Origin of the sequence: Pseudomonas sp. OTU750018, from assembly GCF_011636575.1 — a bacterium.
Taxonomy (GTDB): domain Bacteria; phylum Pseudomonadota; class Gammaproteobacteria; order Pseudomonadales; family Pseudomonadaceae; genus Aquipseudomonas; species Aquipseudomonas peli.
Genome location: NZ_JAAPAU010000004.1, coordinates 162,715 through 178,052, shown reverse-complemented (window position 1 = coordinate 178,052; position 15,338 = coordinate 162,715). Strand labels below are relative to the sequence as shown.

The 15,338-nt window shown below is 61.7% G+C and carries 16 protein-coding genes; 3 read left to right on the top strand and 13 right to left on the bottom strand.

Features of this window, described 5'->3' with window-relative positions:
* Positions 1-2: 2 nt before the first annotated feature.
* From lipB to HCI85_RS19465, 11 genes are all read right to left on the bottom strand, one after another.
* Positions 3-656, bottom strand: coding sequence for a lipoyl(octanoyl) transferase LipB (gene lipB / locus HCI85_RS19515; protein ID WP_167147338.1), 654 nt, complete (start codon positions 654-656; stop codon positions 3-5).
* On the bottom strand, positions 656-931 hold the full coding sequence (locus HCI85_RS19510; RefSeq protein WP_160089186.1) for a DUF493 domain-containing protein: 276 nt from the start codon (positions 929-931) through the stop codon (positions 656-658). Before HCI85_RS19510 ends, lipB begins: the two co-directional genes overlap by 1 nt.
* A 73-nt stretch (positions 932-1,004) precedes the next feature.
* The gene (locus HCI85_RS19505; RefSeq protein ID WP_090255588.1) at positions 1,005-2,180 is read right to left on the bottom strand and encodes a D-alanyl-D-alanine carboxypeptidase family protein; all 1,176 of its coding nucleotides are present in this window, start codon (positions 2,178-2,180) and stop codon (positions 1,005-1,007) included.
* A gap of 121 nt (positions 2,181-2,301) precedes the next feature.
* Positions 2,302-3,309 (bottom strand): septal ring lytic transglycosylase RlpA family protein, encoded by a 1,008-nt coding sequence (locus HCI85_RS19500; RefSeq protein WP_090255590.1) that lies wholly within the window; start codon positions 3,307-3,309, stop codon positions 2,302-2,304.
* Positions 3,309-4,319 carry a lytic murein transglycosylase B gene (mltB, locus tag HCI85_RS19495; protein WP_167147902.1) on the bottom strand — a complete coding sequence of 337 codons (1,011 nt, stop codon included), beginning with the start codon at positions 4,317-4,319 and terminating at the stop codon, positions 3,309-3,311. The genes HCI85_RS19500 and mltB overlap by 1 nt, the downstream gene beginning before the upstream one ends.
* A 17-nt stretch (positions 4,320-4,336) precedes the next feature.
* The gene (gene rodA, locus HCI85_RS19490) at positions 4,337-5,440 is read right to left on the bottom strand and encodes a rod shape-determining protein RodA (RefSeq protein ID WP_176600658.1); all 1,104 of its coding nucleotides are present in this window, start codon (positions 5,438-5,440) and stop codon (positions 4,337-4,339) included.
* Positions 5,441-5,478: 38 nt separating this feature from the next.
* Positions 5,479-7,368 carry a penicillin-binding protein 2 gene (mrdA, locus tag HCI85_RS19485; RefSeq protein WP_160089192.1) on the bottom strand — a complete coding sequence of 630 codons (1,890 nt, stop codon included), beginning with the start codon at positions 7,366-7,368 and terminating at the stop codon, positions 5,479-5,481.
* Between the two features lie 13 nt (positions 7,369-7,381).
* Positions 7,382-7,849: a 23S rRNA (pseudouridine(1915)-N(3))-methyltransferase RlmH gene (gene rlmH, locus HCI85_RS19480; RefSeq protein WP_160089194.1), complete on the bottom strand. Its 468-nt coding sequence runs from the start codon at positions 7,847-7,849 to the stop codon at positions 7,382-7,384.
* Between the two features lie 12 nt (positions 7,850-7,861).
* Positions 7,862-8,233 carry a ribosome silencing factor gene (gene rsfS, locus HCI85_RS19475; protein ID WP_160090215.1) on the bottom strand — a complete coding sequence of 124 codons (372 nt, stop codon included), beginning with the start codon at positions 8,231-8,233 and terminating at the stop codon, positions 7,862-7,864.
* A gap of 37 nt (positions 8,234-8,270) precedes the next feature.
* Positions 8,271-8,945, bottom strand: a complete 675-nt coding sequence (gene nadD / locus HCI85_RS19470) for a nicotinate-nucleotide adenylyltransferase (RefSeq protein WP_167147329.1) — start codon at positions 8,943-8,945, stop codon at positions 8,271-8,273.
* On the bottom strand, positions 8,945-10,210 hold the full coding sequence (locus tag HCI85_RS19465; RefSeq protein ID WP_160089198.1) for a glutamate-5-semialdehyde dehydrogenase: 1,266 nt from the start codon (positions 10,208-10,210) through the stop codon (positions 8,945-8,947). The genes nadD and HCI85_RS19465 overlap by 1 nt, the downstream gene beginning before the upstream one ends.
* A 264-nt stretch (positions 10,211-10,474) precedes the next feature.
* Between HCI85_RS19465 and HCI85_RS19460 the strand changes: the two genes are divergently transcribed.
* Positions 10,475-11,704, top strand: a complete 1,230-nt coding sequence (locus tag HCI85_RS19460; RefSeq protein ID WP_167147326.1) for an alpha/beta fold hydrolase — start codon at positions 10,475-10,477, stop codon at positions 11,702-11,704.
* A 52-nt stretch (positions 11,705-11,756) separates the two neighbouring features.
* On the opposite strand, the gene HCI85_RS19455 is transcribed toward HCI85_RS19460, so the two are convergent.
* Positions 11,757-12,611: a class I SAM-dependent methyltransferase gene (locus HCI85_RS19455; RefSeq protein ID WP_167147323.1), complete on the bottom strand. Its 855-nt coding sequence runs from the start codon at positions 12,609-12,611 to the stop codon at positions 11,757-11,759.
* Positions 12,612-12,719: 108 nt separating this feature from the next.
* Here HCI85_RS19455 and HCI85_RS19450 point away from each other — a divergent pair, with 108 nt between their 5' ends.
* Both HCI85_RS19450 and HCI85_RS19445 read left to right on the top strand, forming a co-directional pair.
* Positions 12,720-13,436: a DNA-3-methyladenine glycosylase gene (locus HCI85_RS19450; protein WP_167147320.1), complete on the top strand. Its 717-nt coding sequence runs from the start codon at positions 12,720-12,722 to the stop codon at positions 13,434-13,436.
* A complete protein-coding gene (locus tag HCI85_RS19445) occupies positions 13,433-14,749 on the top strand; it encodes a bifunctional DedA family/phosphatase PAP2 family protein (RefSeq protein WP_167147317.1) in 1,317 nt (438 codons plus the stop codon). Before HCI85_RS19450 ends, HCI85_RS19445 begins: the two co-directional genes overlap by 4 nt.
* Here the strand turns inward: HCI85_RS19445 and HCI85_RS19440 are convergent.
* Entirely contained in the window at positions 14,743-15,330 is a 588-nt protein-coding gene (locus HCI85_RS19440) for an LON peptidase substrate-binding domain-containing protein (RefSeq protein ID WP_160089208.1), read from the bottom strand. The two genes, HCI85_RS19445 and HCI85_RS19440, sit on opposite strands and share 7 nt — an antisense overlap.
* Positions 15,331-15,338: the final 8 nt, after the last annotated feature.

Here is a 15,338-nt window from a genome sequence, read left to right as displayed (position 1 = left end):
CTCTAGCAGTCTATTGAGCCCGCCAGGCTCTGCTGCTGCGCGTAGTCAAGATGCTTGACCAGTTGCTCACGCAGCCGCGCACTGACCTCGGACATAGTGATCGGCCCCGCCACCTGATCAGCTAACTGGGTCATGGCCATACCGACATAGCCGCAAGGATTGATGCGCTGGAACGGTTGCAAATCCATATCCACATTCAGCGCCAGACCATGAAAGGAACGGCCGTTGCGGATACGCAGTCCGAGCGAAGCGATCTTTGCACCATCGACATACACACCCGGCGCATCCGGCTTGGCATTGGCGTTGACGCCATAGCTGGCCAACAGATCAATCAGGCTGCGCTCGATACGGCTGACCAGTTCACGCACACCCATACCGCTGCGGCGCACATCCAGCAGCAGGTAAGCCACCAGCTGGCCCGGACCGTGGTAAGTCACCTGACCACCGCGATCGACCTGCACCACCGGAATATCCCCCGGAAACAACACATGCTCGGCCTTGCCTGCCTGGCCCTGGGTAAATACGGGGGCGTGTTCAAGCAGCCAGATTTCGTCAGGCGTATCTGCGCCACGGCTGTCGGTAAAGCGCTGCATCGCATGCCAGGTAGGCTGATAGTCGACCTGGCCCAGCTCACGAAAGCCGAGCGGCAGGTCCATCACAGCACCATGTGCACGATACCGGTCGCGCGTAGGGCACTGTTGATATCGCGCAACTGATCTTCGCTGGTGGCTTCGATATGCAGCTGTACGGTGGTGTACTTGCCGTTGCTGCTCTGGCGTTCGGCCAGGGTGCTGAGATCGACCTTGGCGTGCTGGCTAAGGATCTCTATCACCGTACTCTTGTAGTTTTCGCCACTGTCACCGACCACCTTGATCGGGTAGTCCGCGCAGGGAAATTCAATCTTGTGCGATTTGACGTCTGGTTGATTCATGGCAGTAACGGCCTCGTAAGCCCTGGCAACAACAACGCCCCTGCGGGTCGGCAAGGGCGCGCTGGTCACGCTATCAGTTGAACAATCCGAAGAAGAACAGGCTGATGCTATCCCACAGGCGACGGAAGAAACTGCCTTCTTCAACGGCCTCAAGAGCAATCAGATCGGCGCTGTGCACCACTTCTTCACCCAGTTTCACTTCAACCTTGCCGATCACATCACCCTGGGCAATCGGGGCAGTGAGCTGCGGGTTGAGGATCATGCCGGCCTGCAATTTTTCCAGCTGACCTTTCGGCAGCGTCAGACTCAGATCAGCACCAAGGCCAGCTTTGACCTGACGCACAGCGCCTTTCCACACTTGGGCCTGAGCCAGTTCCTGGCCTTGCTTGTAGAAGGTGCGGGTTTCGAAGAAGCGGAAACCATAGGTCAGCAGTTTCTGAGTTTCCGCGGCACGGGCCGACTCGCTGACGGTGCCGAATACCGAGGTGATCATGCGCGCGCCATCACGTACGGCCGACGCCACCAGGCAGTAGCCGGCTTCTTCGGTATGACCGGTTTTCAGGCCATCAACGGTCTTGTCACGCCACAGCAGCAGGTTACGGTTGCCCTGCTTGATGTTGTTCCAGAGGAACTCCTTCTGCGCATAGATCGCATAGTGTTCCTGGTCTTCGTTGATGATGGCGCGAGCCAGAATAGCCATGTCATGTGCGCTGGAGTAATGCTCCGGATGCGGCAGACCGGTGGCGTTCATAAAGTGGCTGTTGGTCATTCCCAGGCGCGCAGCGGTCTCGTTCATCATGTCGGCGAAGGCATCTTCGCTGCCGGCGATGTACTCGGCCAGGGCAATACTGGCGTCGTTACCCGACTGAATGATGACGCCGTGCAGCAGGTCATCAACCTTCGCCTGGCTGTTCAGTGGCAGGAACATGGTCGAACCACCGGATGCAGCACCACCGGTACGCCAGGCATGCTCGCTGATAGGCACCAGGTCCTGCTCACCGATCTTGCCCTTGCGAATTTCCAGCGTGGCAATGTAAGCGGTCATCAATTTGGTCAGGCTGGCCGGCGGCAGGCGCTGATCACCGTTGTTTTCGACCAGCACCTTGCCGCTGGCGGCGTCCAGCAGTACATAGGATTTGGCAGCCAACTGCGGCGCAGAAGGAATCACTTGCTGATTGGCCCATACGGCCGGAGCGCTGAGCAGGAAAAGTGATAGGAAAACGCGTTGCGCAAAGCTGGTGATATTCATCCGTCTCTCTAGATTGCTGATGGTTGAACAGGCCCAGTGGGCCTAATTTGCTAATTCTCCGACCACCCGTGAATGGCCGGAGTTGAGTGTTTAGTCCCGCAGATGCTGCAGAAGTGCCGTATTAGTCAGGCTTGACCAGGGTTGGCTCGCCAAGATTGGCCAGGCGTACGCTGCTCTGCAGCTGCTCAGCCTCGCTTTGGCTGCTCACCGGCCCCAGGCGCACGCGGTGCAATATCTGCTGGTTGCGCACCACTGAGCTGACGAACACGGGTGCAGCTACCGTCTCGCTCAGCTTGGCTTTGAGAAGCTCCGCAGCGTCCGGATTGGCGAAGGCGGCCACTTGGAGATACAGGCCAGAGGCTCCGACTGAAGCGTTTTTTTTTGCGTCAATCTGCACGGGGAGCACCGCGGCGGCATGCTGCTGCGGGGGGGGTGAATACTGCTCAACCGGCTGCGCGATCGGTTGCGCGATTGGCTGAGCCTGCGCCACTTGCTGCGGGGCGGCCAAGACCATGGGTACCGGACGGCCTTGCTGAGCCCACCACTCGTGCGGGTCAATACCTTCAACCTTGACCCGCGCGGTGCCACTTTCGGCATAGCCGAGCTTCTTCGCTGCGGCGAAGGACAAATCGATAATCCGATCGGAATAGAACGGCCCACGGTCGTTAACCCGCAGAATCGCGCTCTTGCCGTTTTCCAAGTTGGTGACGCGCACATAACTCGGCAACGGCAGGGTTTTGTGTGCAGCGGTCATGCCGTACAGGTCGTAGGTTTCACCATTGGCGGTGGCCTGACCGTGAAACTTGGTGCCATACCAAGACGCCGGACCGACCGCCTGATAGCGACGGGCATCGGGAATCGGGTAGTACTGCTTGCCGAATACAGTGTAAGGACTGGCCTTGACAGGGCCGTAGTGCGGCATCGGTATCGCATCAGGAATCCGCGATACGTCGACATCCCACCAGGGTGCGCCATCCTTGTGCGGACGGTTGAAATCTCCCGGCCCGGAAATCGCACCACCCGGCTGCTGCACCGGTGCAACCGGCTGCGGCGCACGGGTGGACGAGCAACTGGCCAGCAGCAGCGCCAGGCTGCCGCATGCAGCCCATTTAAAAGGCAAACGCGACATCAATTCTTACCCCGTGCATCAACCAGCAACTCGGCCAGCTGATTGACCGCCATGGCATACATCACACTGCGATTGTAGCGGGTGATTACAAAGAAGTTCGGCAGGCCTAGCAAGTGCTCAGCGCCATCAGCACCTTCCAGACGGAAGGCCGTTACCGGCAAATCGTCAGCCAGCGGGTCGGCGCTGGTCCAACCCAACGCACGCAGCTCACCAACAGTTTTCACCGGATCGAGCCCAACCGTCAGCCCCTCTTCGGCCCGCACGCCTTTGACAGTCGCGGCACTGACCACCGGCTGTCCCGGCTGCCAATGGTGACGTTTGAAGTAGCTGGCGACGCTACCGATGGCATCCGCCGGGTTGTTCCAGATATTGATATGGCCATCGCCATCAAAATCCACGGCGTAGGCGCGGAAGCTGCTCGGCATAAACTGCGGCAGCCCCATGGCGCCGGCGTAAGAGCCGGTCATGCTCAGTGGCTCGACCTGTTCTTCACGGGTCAGCAGAAGGAACTCGCGCAGCTCCTTGCGGAAGAACGGCGCACGCGGCGGGTAATCGAAGGCCAGGGTCGACAGAGCATCCATCACCCGCCAGCTACCGGTGTTACCGCCATAGAAGGTTTCCACCCCGATAATGGCCACAATCACTTGCGCCGGCACACCATACTCAGCCTCAGCGCGAGCCAGGGTTTCTTCGTGCTGCTTCCAGAACTCAACACCCTTGCTGATACGTTTGTCGGTGATAAAGATCGGCCGATAATCCTTCCACGGCTTAGCCTTTTCTGCCGGACGCGAGATGGCATCAAGGATCGCCTGTTTGCGCTCGACCTGGGCGAACAGCTCGACCAGCTGCTCACCGGCAAAGCCATAGTCACGGGTCATTTCGCCGACAAACTCAGCCACCTGCGGTGACTGCTGATAATCCCCAGCCAGCGCGGGCTGAGCCACTGCGCACACCCCGGCCAACGCCAGCCAAGGTGCAGTACGAACCATCCAACCACGCGCGTTTTGCATTGAATTCATAATCCCAATCACGCCTGTGTCATCCACTTACGATGAGTGTGGATCGACATCAAAATCCCAAACCCTGCCAACAAGGTGATCAGCGAGGTGCCGCCATAGCTGATGAAGGGCAGCGGAACCCCCACCACCGGCAGCAGGCCGCTGACCATACCGATATTGACGAAGACATAAACGAAGAAAGTCATGGTGAGCGCGCCGGCGAGAAGCTTACCGAACAGCGTCTGCGCTTGCACGGTAATCACCAGCCCGCGCGCGATCAACAGCATGTACACCAGCAGTAACAAACACACACCGACCAGGCCGAATTCTTCGGCCAGCACCGCGATGATAAAGTCGGTATGGCTCTCCGGCAGAAAATCCAGGTGCGACTGGGTGCCTTGCAGCCAGCCTTTGCCGAGCACCCCACCCGAACCAATCGCCGCCTTGGACTGGATGATGTTCCAGCCACTGCCCAGCGGATCGCTTTCCGGGTTGAGGAATGTCAGCACGCGCTGTTTCTGATAATCACGCATAACGAACAGCCACATGCCGATGGCAATCGGCACCACCGCCGCCACCGCACCAATTACCCAGCGCCATTGCAGCCCGGCGATAAACAGTACGAAGCCACCGGAAGCGATGATCAGCAGCGAAGTACCCAGATCCGGCTGCAGCAGAATCAGCACAAAGGGCACGATGATCATCGCCAGGCTGATGCAGATATGTTTGAGGCGTGGCGGCAGACTGCGGTTGGACAGGTACCAGGCGATGGTCGCCGGCATGATGATCTTCATAAATTCCGAGGGCTGGAAGCGAATCACCCCGGGGATATTGATCCAGCGCGTGGCGCCCATGGCGTTATGGCCCATGACGTCCACCGCCACCAGCAAGGCGACACCGCCGACATAGGCCAAGGGCACCCAGCGCGCCATAAAGCGCGGCTCGAACTGGGCGATGATCAACATGCCGACCAAGCCGATACCAAAGGAGCTTGCCTGTTTCATCAGCAAGTCGACGTTCTTGCCACTGGCCGAATACAGGATAAACAGGCTGCCGGTGGCCAGAATCAACAGCAGCAACAGCAGAATGCCGTCTATATGCAGGCGCTGCAGGATGGTTGCGCGGCGGCGCAGAAGGTCTTCGGAGGACAGGTTGCGGTCGAAATTACTGTTCATGGCGCAGCGACCTCAGCCGCCACTGGCGGAGCGTATTCGGCTTTCAACTGACCGTTTTCATCCAGCAACCACGCATCGATGACCTGCTTGACCACCGGTGCAGCGACCCCGGAGCCGGACTCGCCGTTTTCCACCATCACTGACACGGCAATCTGCGGGTTATCTGCCGGAGCAAATGCCACAAACAGCGCATGGTCACGGTGACGCTCGGCAACCTTGCTGCGGTCGTATTTCTCACCCTGCTTGATCGCCACCACCTGAGCGGTACCGCTCTTGCCGGCAATCCGGTAAAGCGCGGCATCGCCGACCTTGCGCGCGGTGCCACGCGGGCCGTGCATGACCGACACCATGCCCTTGATACCGGCGTCCCAGAACTTCGGATCACGGAGCACGATATCCGGTAGTGGGTTGGGGTCTGTGGGGATGCGCCCCTGGATGGTCTTGGCCAGGTGCGGGCGAATCCACTTGCCGCGCGTGGCCATCAGTGCCGTGGCCTGTGCCAGTTGCAGCGGCGTGGTCTGCATATAGCCCTGACCGATACCGAGAATCAGCGTCTCGCCCGGGTACCAGGCCTGCCGATAACGCGCGCGCTTCCAGTCCCGCGAAGGCATCAGCCCGGCGGTTTCTTCAAACATGTCCAGCGACACGCGCTGACCCAGCCCGAAACGGGTCATGTAGTCATGCATGCGGTCGATGCCCATCTTGTGCGCCAGTGAGTAAAAGTAGGTGTCATTGGAGCGCATGATCGCGTAATCCATATCCACCGAGCCGTCGCCCGTGCGGTTCCAGTTGCGATATTTGTGGCTGTGGCCGGGCAACTGATAGAAGCCGGGGTCGAACACCCGGGTCTGCGGCGTGACTACGCCAGCATCCAGACCGGCCACCGCGACCATCGGCTTAATAGTCGAGCCGGGCGGATAGAGGCCGCGCAATACGCGGTTGTAAAGCGGACGGTCGATGGAATCGCGCAGGTCGGCGTAAGCCTTGAAGCCAATCCCGGTAACGAAGGGGTTGGGATCGAAACTTGGCTGACTGACCATCGCCAGCACCTCACCGGTCTGTGGCTGGATGGCCACAATCGCACCACGGCGACCAGCCAGGGCCTTTTCAGCGGCCTCCTGCAAGCGGATATCGAGGCTCAGCACGATGTCCTTGCCGGGAAGCGGGTCAGTACGTTTGAGCACGCGCAGCACGCGGCCACGGGCGTTGGTTTCGACTTCCTCGTAACCCACTTCACCGTGCAGCTCGTCTTCATAGAAACGCTCGATACCGGTTTTGCCGATATGGTGCGTACCGCTGTAGGCCACCGGATCGAGTTCTTTCAGCTCTTTCTCGTTGATCCGCCCGACATACCCCACCGAATGGGCAAAATGCTCGCCTAGCGGGTAATGCCGCACCAGCTGCGCGGAGACCTCAACGCCAGGCAGACGGAACTGATTGATCGCGATACGGGCAATCTGCTCCTCGCTCAGCTCGAACAGCACCGGCACCGGCTCAAACGGTCGCCGCCCCTGACGCACACGTCGCTCAAACAGCGCGCGCTCATCCGGGCCCAGTTCCAGCACCTCGACAATCACATCGAGCACCTGCGGCCAGTCACCGGCGCGCTCGCGGGTCAGGGTCAGGCTGAAGCTGGGCCGGTTATCGGCGATGATCACCCCGTTGCGGTCGTAGATCAGCCCACGGTTCGGCGGGATCGGCTGCACGTGGATGCGGTTGTTTTCCGCCAGGGTGGTGTGGTGCTCAAACTGCACCACCTGCAGGTAATACATGCGCGCCACGAGTACCGAGGTCAGCAACAAAACCACCACAGCACCAACCACCGCGCGTTTGCGGATTAGGCGGCCGTCTTTCTCGTGGTCTTTGAGGCGGATTGGTTGCGGCATCGATGGCTGCTAGTTATTTGTGGTAAGGGTGGCCGGACAACACGGTCCAGGCACGATACATCTGTTCGCCGATCAGAATCCGCACCAAGGGGTGCGGCAGGGTCAGCGGCGACAACGACCAGCGCTGCTCACTGCGCGCCTGCACCTCAGGTGCCAGCCCTTCCGGGCCGCCGACCATCAGGTTGACGGTGCGCGCATCAAGGCGCCACTTGTCGAGTTCGACCGCCAGCTGCTCGGTGCTCCAGGGTCGCCCTTCGACTTCCAGGGTGACAATGCGTTCCCCAGGCTGCACCTTGGCCAGCATGGCCTCGCCTTCCTGGCGGATCATCCGCGCCACATCGGCATTCTTGCCGCGCGTGGTCAGTGGAATTTCCACCAGCTCCAGGGACAGCTCGCTGGGCATGCGCTTGGCATATTCCTGCCAGCCCTCTTCCACCCAGCGTGGCATCCGCGAGCCGACGGCGATCAGTTTGATCCGCACCGCTGCGCGTCCTTATTCCTGCTCTGGGCCCGGCTCGGCGCTGAACTGCGCACGGCTCTGCTCAGCACCTTGCCACAGACGCTCAAGGTCATAGAACTGGCGAGCTGTCGGCAGCATCACGTGAACCACGATGTCGCCGAGGTCGAGCAGTGCCCACTCGCCGGTATCCATGCCTTCAGTACCGATCGGGCGCACGCCCTGCTCTTTGACCTTCTCCAGCACGTTGTCGACCAGCGACTTGACGTGACGGCTGGAGGTGCCGCTGGCGATCAGCATGAAATCGGTGATGCTGGTCTTGCCGCGCACATCGATGGTGGTGATGTCCTGCGCCTTGATTTCTTCCAGAGCGCTGATGGCCAATTTGACCAGCTCTTCGCTCTGCATTTTTGCGTTTGTCATAACTAACTCGTTTGCCTCGTGTTCAATTCGCGCCACGGTACAGTCCGTGGGCATGGATATAGGCCAGTACCGCGTCAGGCACCAGAAAACGTGCCGACTTTCCGCTCGCCAGTAGCGAACGGATCTGGGTAGCCGACACCGCCAGAGGTGTCTGCCAGATAAAAGCAATCTGCCCACTCGGCCCACTCAGGGCCGACGGGGCACTCACACTGCGCGCCGCCAACAGATTGCGCAGCGCCTCGGGCGCTTCACTGTCGGCATCCGGCCGTTGCAGCACCAGAATATGGCAGTGCTGCAGCAACTCATCCCAACGCTGCCAACTGGGTAAACCGCAGAAGGCATCCCAGCCCAGCAGCAGAAACAGCTGATCATCCGCTGCCAACTCACTGCGCAACGACTCCAGGGTGTCGATGCTGTAGGACGGCTTGTCGCGTTGCAGCTCGCGATCATCCACCTGCAGCACCCCGGCATCGGCTACCGCCAACCTGACCATGGCCAGGCGATCCTCAGCACTGACCTCTGGTGCGCTGCGGTGCGGCGGCCGCGCGCTCGGGATCAGACGCAACTCATCAAGCTGCAGCGCATCGGCCACTTCCACAGCGCTGCGCAGATGGCCGATATGCACCGGATTAAAGGTGCCGCCTAGCAGACCGATGCGTCGGGCGTCGGTACGTCGGGCGCCGCTGCGCTTGGCCATCAGGTACGAATGTGTCCGTCGCCAAACACCACGTACTTCTCGCTGGTCAGCCCATCCAGGCCAACCGGGCCGCGCGCGTGCAGTTTGTCAGTAGAAATACCGATCTCCGCGCCCAGGCCGTATTCAAAACCATCAGCGAAACGAGTCGACGCGTTGACCATCACCGAGGCGGAATCCACTTCGGTGAGGAAGCGCCGCGCATCACTGAAGTTCTCGGTGATGATCGCGTCGGTGTGTTGCGAGCCGTAATGGTTGATGTGCTCGATAGCCGCATCCAGCGAGTCGACGATGCGAATCGCCAGAATCGGCGCGTTGTATTCGGCAAACCAGTCGTCTTCGCTCGCTTCCAGCACGTCGCTGCCTAGGAGCGCGCGGGTCGCAGCGTCGCCACGCAATTCAACACCTTTGTCGCGGTAGATCGCCGCCAGCGGCGGCAACACCTTGTCAGCCACCGCGGCATGTACCAGCAGGGTTTCCATGGCGTTGCACGGCGAGTAGCGATGGGTCTTGGCGTTATCAGCAACGCGAATGGCCTTGTCGAGGTCGGCGGCGACGTCGATATAGACGTGGCATACGCCATCCAGATGTTTGATCACCGGCACCTTGGCGTCACGGCTGATGCGCTCGATCAGACCCTTGCCGCCACGCGGCACAATCACGTCAACAAATTCCGGCATGGTGATCAGCGCACCAACGGCGGCACGATCAGTGGTTTCCACCACCTGCACGGCGCTTGCGGGCAAACCGGCTTCAGCCAGACCAAGCTGAATGCAACGAGCAATCGCCTGGTTGGAATGAATGGCCTCAGAGCCGCCACGCAGGATGGTGGCGTTACCGGACTTCAGGCACAGGCTGGCGGCGTCGATGGTCACGTTCGGCCGCGACTCATAGATGATGCCGATCACACCGAGCGGCACGCGCATCTTGCCGACCTGAATACCCGACGGCAGGTAGCGCATATCGCGGATCTCGCCGATGGGATCGGGCAAGGTGGCGACCTGACGCAGGCCTTCGATCATCGAGTCGATCACCGCCGGCGTCAGCGCCAGACGGTCAACCATGGCCGGCTCCAGGCCATTGGCGCGCGCGGCGGCCAGGTCCAGCTCGTTGGCGGCAGTCAAATCGCTGCGCGCGGCATCCAGCGCGGCGGCGGCGGCCTGCAGGGCACGATTCTTTTGCGCGGTACTGGCGCGCGCCAGCACACGCGAGGCGCTGCGGGCGGCCTGTCCCAGGCGGGTCATATAGTCGAGCACGGACTCAGTCATTGTCTTGGCAGGTCTGGCGGTTGAAAAAAGTCGCTGAGTATAACGGTCGCGCCGCTCCACGCCCAGCGCTGCGCGGCGGACGGTAGACACTGCGTTCGCCACAACCCGCGGTAACGCCGCCAAGCCCCACACAGCAAGCCACCGGAAGAAACAGTGACATCACGGACCATCAGCCGCCCGAAGGTTAGGTAAACAAAAACCGTCCGAATGTTTACCTTGCCATCACAAGCAAGACAGGCGGCCGACCGCCGGGGTGGGATCAGCATGCATTACCGTACCGACTACTGCGCCGCACAACTTAACGAAGCCCCACAGGTGCTGCATATAGGCGACCTGCGCCTGCACTACCAGGCCTATGCCTGCCGCAGCCACGACACTCGCCCGCCCGTATTGCTGTTGGGCGGCGCATTCCAGAGCTTTCGCTCGTTTGCAGCCGAAGTCAGCGAACTGCTCGGCGAGCACCCGGTGATCCTGCTCGACTTGCCCAGCCAGGGCGGCAACCTGCAACTGGTGCCCGACCTGAGCCTGGAACAGCTGACCGACCTGATCGCCGCCTTCGCCGAGGAACTCGACCTGCCGCCGCTGATGCCCATCGGCCTATCCTACGGCTCGGCCCTGGCCGCGCTGTTTGCCGCCCGTCACCCAGAGCGCTGCGCCCGTGTGCTGCTGGCCGGGATCACCGCCTTCGGCCGTCCCGGCGCGCGCCTGCTGTTACAAGAAGGCCTTGCGCTGCTGGCCGAAGGGCGCTGCGAGGCCTTTGCCCATGGTGCGCTGACCGGCCTGCTCAACCCTTTGCGCCTGGAACAGACCGGCGTTGCCCCGGTATTTCGCAAGGCACTGCTGCGGCAGATCCAGCGCTTGCCAGCCGCCGATATCGAGCGCTACCGGCAGAACAGCCAGCGCCTGCTGGATTTTCAGGGCTTTCATCTGCACCCCAGCTGCCCGACCCTGGTGCTGGCCGGTGAATATGACCACTTCACCCAACCCTGGGAGCACGCGCACTTTGCCGCCGCCTGCGACCAGGCCACTTGCGCGCTGATCCACAACGCCGACCACTTGGCCCAGTTTGAACAGCGCGACGCCTGCGCCAGCCTGTACAACCCGTTTCTGCGCGGTGACGCCCTGCCGAGCCGCAGCCCGGGCAGCAGCCTGCTGAGCAACCCGCAGCTGCTGCAGCTGGAAAAGCGCCACGAGCCGCGCCTGCCGCCCAGCCAGCGCCAAGCGCGCCTGCAACATGCCGAAGGTGGTGAATGGCGGGTGGACATCAGTGAATTGGGCTTCTTCGGCGGTTTACTGCAGGGCAACCTGCCGACTATCAGAAGCGGCCGCGGTTGGCTGCTCCTCTGCAAAGACCTGCCCGCACAGCCCATACTCGCACTGCGCCATGATCAAAACGGCTTGGCCTTTGTCTTCCCGCACAGCGATCAGCACGCCAGCCAGGCGCTGGCCACGCACTTTCAACGGCAGCCCCTGCCGGCAGCGGCCTGCGCCTAGCGCCTGCTCCGGAGCTGTTTAGCGCCGGCAATACCGCGCTCAAAACAGACTCTTAGACCCGCGCCTCAATCACCCGCACCAGCCCGGCATTACGCGATGGCGCCAGGCCAAGCGCCTGGGCCGTGCGGCTCGGGTCGAAGACTTCGACCTGGCCGAAACCGCAGCGCTGAAAGCCCTGCACAATCGCCTGATCATTGCGGTAATGCAGCGGGTAATTGCCACGGGTCAGCCGCCCGATCAGGTCGACGCCCCAGCGTAACTGGCGGTAACGTGGGTGCTCGCGCAGATCGGGGTACAGCTCGGTCAAGTAGGTAGCCTGCGGGAACTGCCGCAGCTGGTCGGCCAGGCGCGTCCAGAATGACTCGATCAGCGCCAGCTCGAAGTAGTTCACCAAGCCTTCGGTGATGACCACCACCGGCTTGCTGTGATCCAGCTCGGCGAACAGCGCCGCCAGACTTTTACCTCCCTCCTCGGCGAGGATATCCACCGCACGCACCTGATGCTGACTGCCCAGCCAGCCTTCTGCATTCAGCAGCAGGCGCTTGCGCGCGGCCATTACCGGTAGGTCCGCCTCAACATAGCGCAGCTGCGGGTAACGCGCGGTAAAACGCCGGCCACGCGGCGACAGGCCGCAGGCGATCTCGACCACCTGGCACACGCCGCCCTGCTCAATCGCCGCCGTCAGCTGCGCGTCGATCTGCAAGTGCCGCTGCAGCAGAAACTGCTCAATATCCAGCCCGAACCCGACCCGCGCGCCCCAGGTAATGGGGCTGAGTAAGCCATGCACAAACCGCCCGAAGCCCGTCACGAAAGCGGCATCGGCCAGCTGATGGCGATACCAGATATAGCCGGTGTAGTGGGCGCTGGGGCTGATATGGGCACTGCTGACGCGAGCACGTTCAGACATGGTTAAGACTCTTATTGTTATGATCGCAGGCCTTTAAACGGTGCGCTGTTGAGCACCTGATACGGCAACAATCCCAGCCTATGCCCTGCCGAGTAAGCACAACACCGCATGTCAGCCGATCCCAACCTTAGTTTGCCCTGGCCCCGGGGCCGGGCATTGCCCGCGAGCTTCTTCGACCGCGATGCGCGCCTACTGGCCCGCGAGCTGCTCGGTAAAGTGATTCGCCATCGCCACGGCGAGCAATGGCTAAGCGCGCGCATTATCGAAACCGAGGCCTATTACCTGAGCGAAAAAGGCAGCCATGCCTCACTCGGCTACACCCACAAACGCCGCGCACTGTTTATGGAGGGCGGACATATCTATATGTATTACGCACGCGGCGGCGACTCGCTGAACTTCAGCGCCCAAGGCCCAGGCAATGCGGTACTGATCAAATCTGCCTACCCCTGGCAGGATGCCCACAGCGGCGCAGACGCACTGATGCAAATGCAAAAAAACAATCCCGACGCCCAAGGCCGGCCACGCAGCACTGCAACCCTCTGCGCAGGGCAGACGCTGCTGTGCAAGGCCCTAGGCCTGAAAGTGCCGGACTGGGATGCTCAGCCCTTCGATGAGCAGCGCCTGTTTGTCGAAGACCTCGGCGAGCGCCCGCAACACGTTGTGCAATGCGCGCGCCTGGGCATTCCCCACGGCCGGGATGAACTGCTGCCGTACCGGTTTGTCGATGCTGCCTTTGCCCGTCACTGCACACGCAACCCATTACGGCGCGGCCAACAGGCCGGCCAAGACTACTACTTGCTAACCCCCACGGATGACCACCGATGAGCCAATGGTTCGACACCCTAACCCTGTGGCTAAGCGCCAACCCCGAATGGCTGGGCCTGGCGATCTTTGTCATTGCCTGCGTCGAATGCCTGGCCATTGCCGGCATCATCGTGCCGGGCACCATTCTGCTGTTTACCGTGGCAGTCCTGGCCGGTAACGGCGCGCTGTCACTCTGGGAAACCCTGCTATTGGCCTACTTCGGCGGCTTGCTCGGTGACGCGCTGTCCTATGGTATCGGCCGCTATTTTCATCAGGATATTCGCCGCCTGCCGTTGTTGCGCAGCCACCCCCAATGGCTGAGCGCGGCCGAGGTTTATTTTCAGCGCTACGGCGTCGCCAGCCTGTTGGTCGGCCGTTATATCGGCCCGCTGCGGCCGATGCTACCGATGGTCGCCGGCATGCTGAACATGCCGCTCCCGCGTTTTATCGCCGTCAGCCTACTGGCCGCCGCCGGCTGGGCCATAGCCTACATGCTGCCGGGCTGGGCCACGGGTGCCGCCTTGCGCCTGCCGCTGCCAGAAGGGTTCTGGCCGCAGGCCGGCGCCGTAGCGGCAGGCGTGGCCATCGTGGTCGGCCTGAGCATTCAAGGCAGCATGCGCGGGCAACGCCACGCTAGCCTGCTGGCGGCCGGCGCCTGCCTGGTGCTGCTGGTCAGCATGATGTTCAGCTGGCCGCTGCTCAGCCACTTTGATCAGGGCCTGCTGGCCCTGGTGCAGGAACAACGCAGCAGCAACCTCGATACACTGATGGTGCTGATTACCCACCTCGGCGACCTGCACACTCAAGTGGCGGCGGCAGTGCTGCTGTGCCTGATTCTGCTGGCTACCCGACAGTGGCGCAGCCTGTGCCTGGCCATCGGCGCCACGCTTGGCACCGCCCTGGCGAATGGCGCGCTAAAAGCACTGTTTGCGCGAAGCCGTCCAGATGTACTGCTGGAACCACTGGGCAGTTTCAGCTTCCCCAGCGGCCACAGTTCAGCGGCTTTTGCCTTCTTTCTGCTGCTCGGCATACTCGCGGGTCGCGGCCAACCGCCACGCATGCGTCTGACGTGGCTGCTGCTGGCCAGCCTGCCGGCGGCGGCAATCGCGCTCTCTCGGGTCTACCTCGGGGTGCATTGGCCCAGCGACATCATCGCCGGGGCCATGTTGGCGGGCTGTTTCTGCGCCCTGAGCCTGGCGCTGGTGCAATGGCGCGCACCACTGCCTGCTCTGACGGCAAGAGTCTGGTGGCTATTGCTGCCGGCGATTCTGGCGCTGCTCGGCGGCATCGCCACCTGGCAGCTGTCCACCGGCCTGCTGCTGTATCGCTACTGATGACCGCCCTGCAGCAGCTCCAGCAACGCCTGCAACCGTTCTAGCCGCAGCTGCACGTCCGGCATTTCGAGCAGTTGCAGCTTCTGTTCGGCGTCCAGCGGCAACAGGTAGGCCAGCTGATTGGCCAGGGCCTCCTGGCCCGCTGGCGCACTCGCCATGCCCAGTGATGCCACCAACGGGTGAGCGCTCAGTGCACCGAGCAATGCTGCCAAATCCGCATGCTCAGCCTCCAGCGGCTGCTCCGGCTGCTCGTCCAGCCACTCGACGTCGCCCAGGGTCAACTGATCCGGCAGCACCTGCGCGCGCTGCACGCGAAAACGCCGACCACCCTCGACGCGAATCCCCAATAAGCCATTGGGCCGCTGCTCGAAATCGCGAATCAACGCCTCGCAACCGATCGCCGAGAATTGCCCCGCGGCCTCGCCCACCTCGGCGCCATCAATGATGCACACCACACCAAAGCCCTGTCCTTGCTTCATGCAGCGGCTGACCATGTCCAGGTAGCGTGCTTCGAATATCTGCAAGTCGAGCATGCAGCCGGGAAATAACACAGTGTTCAGTGGAAACAGCGGCAGGGTCACACACACCT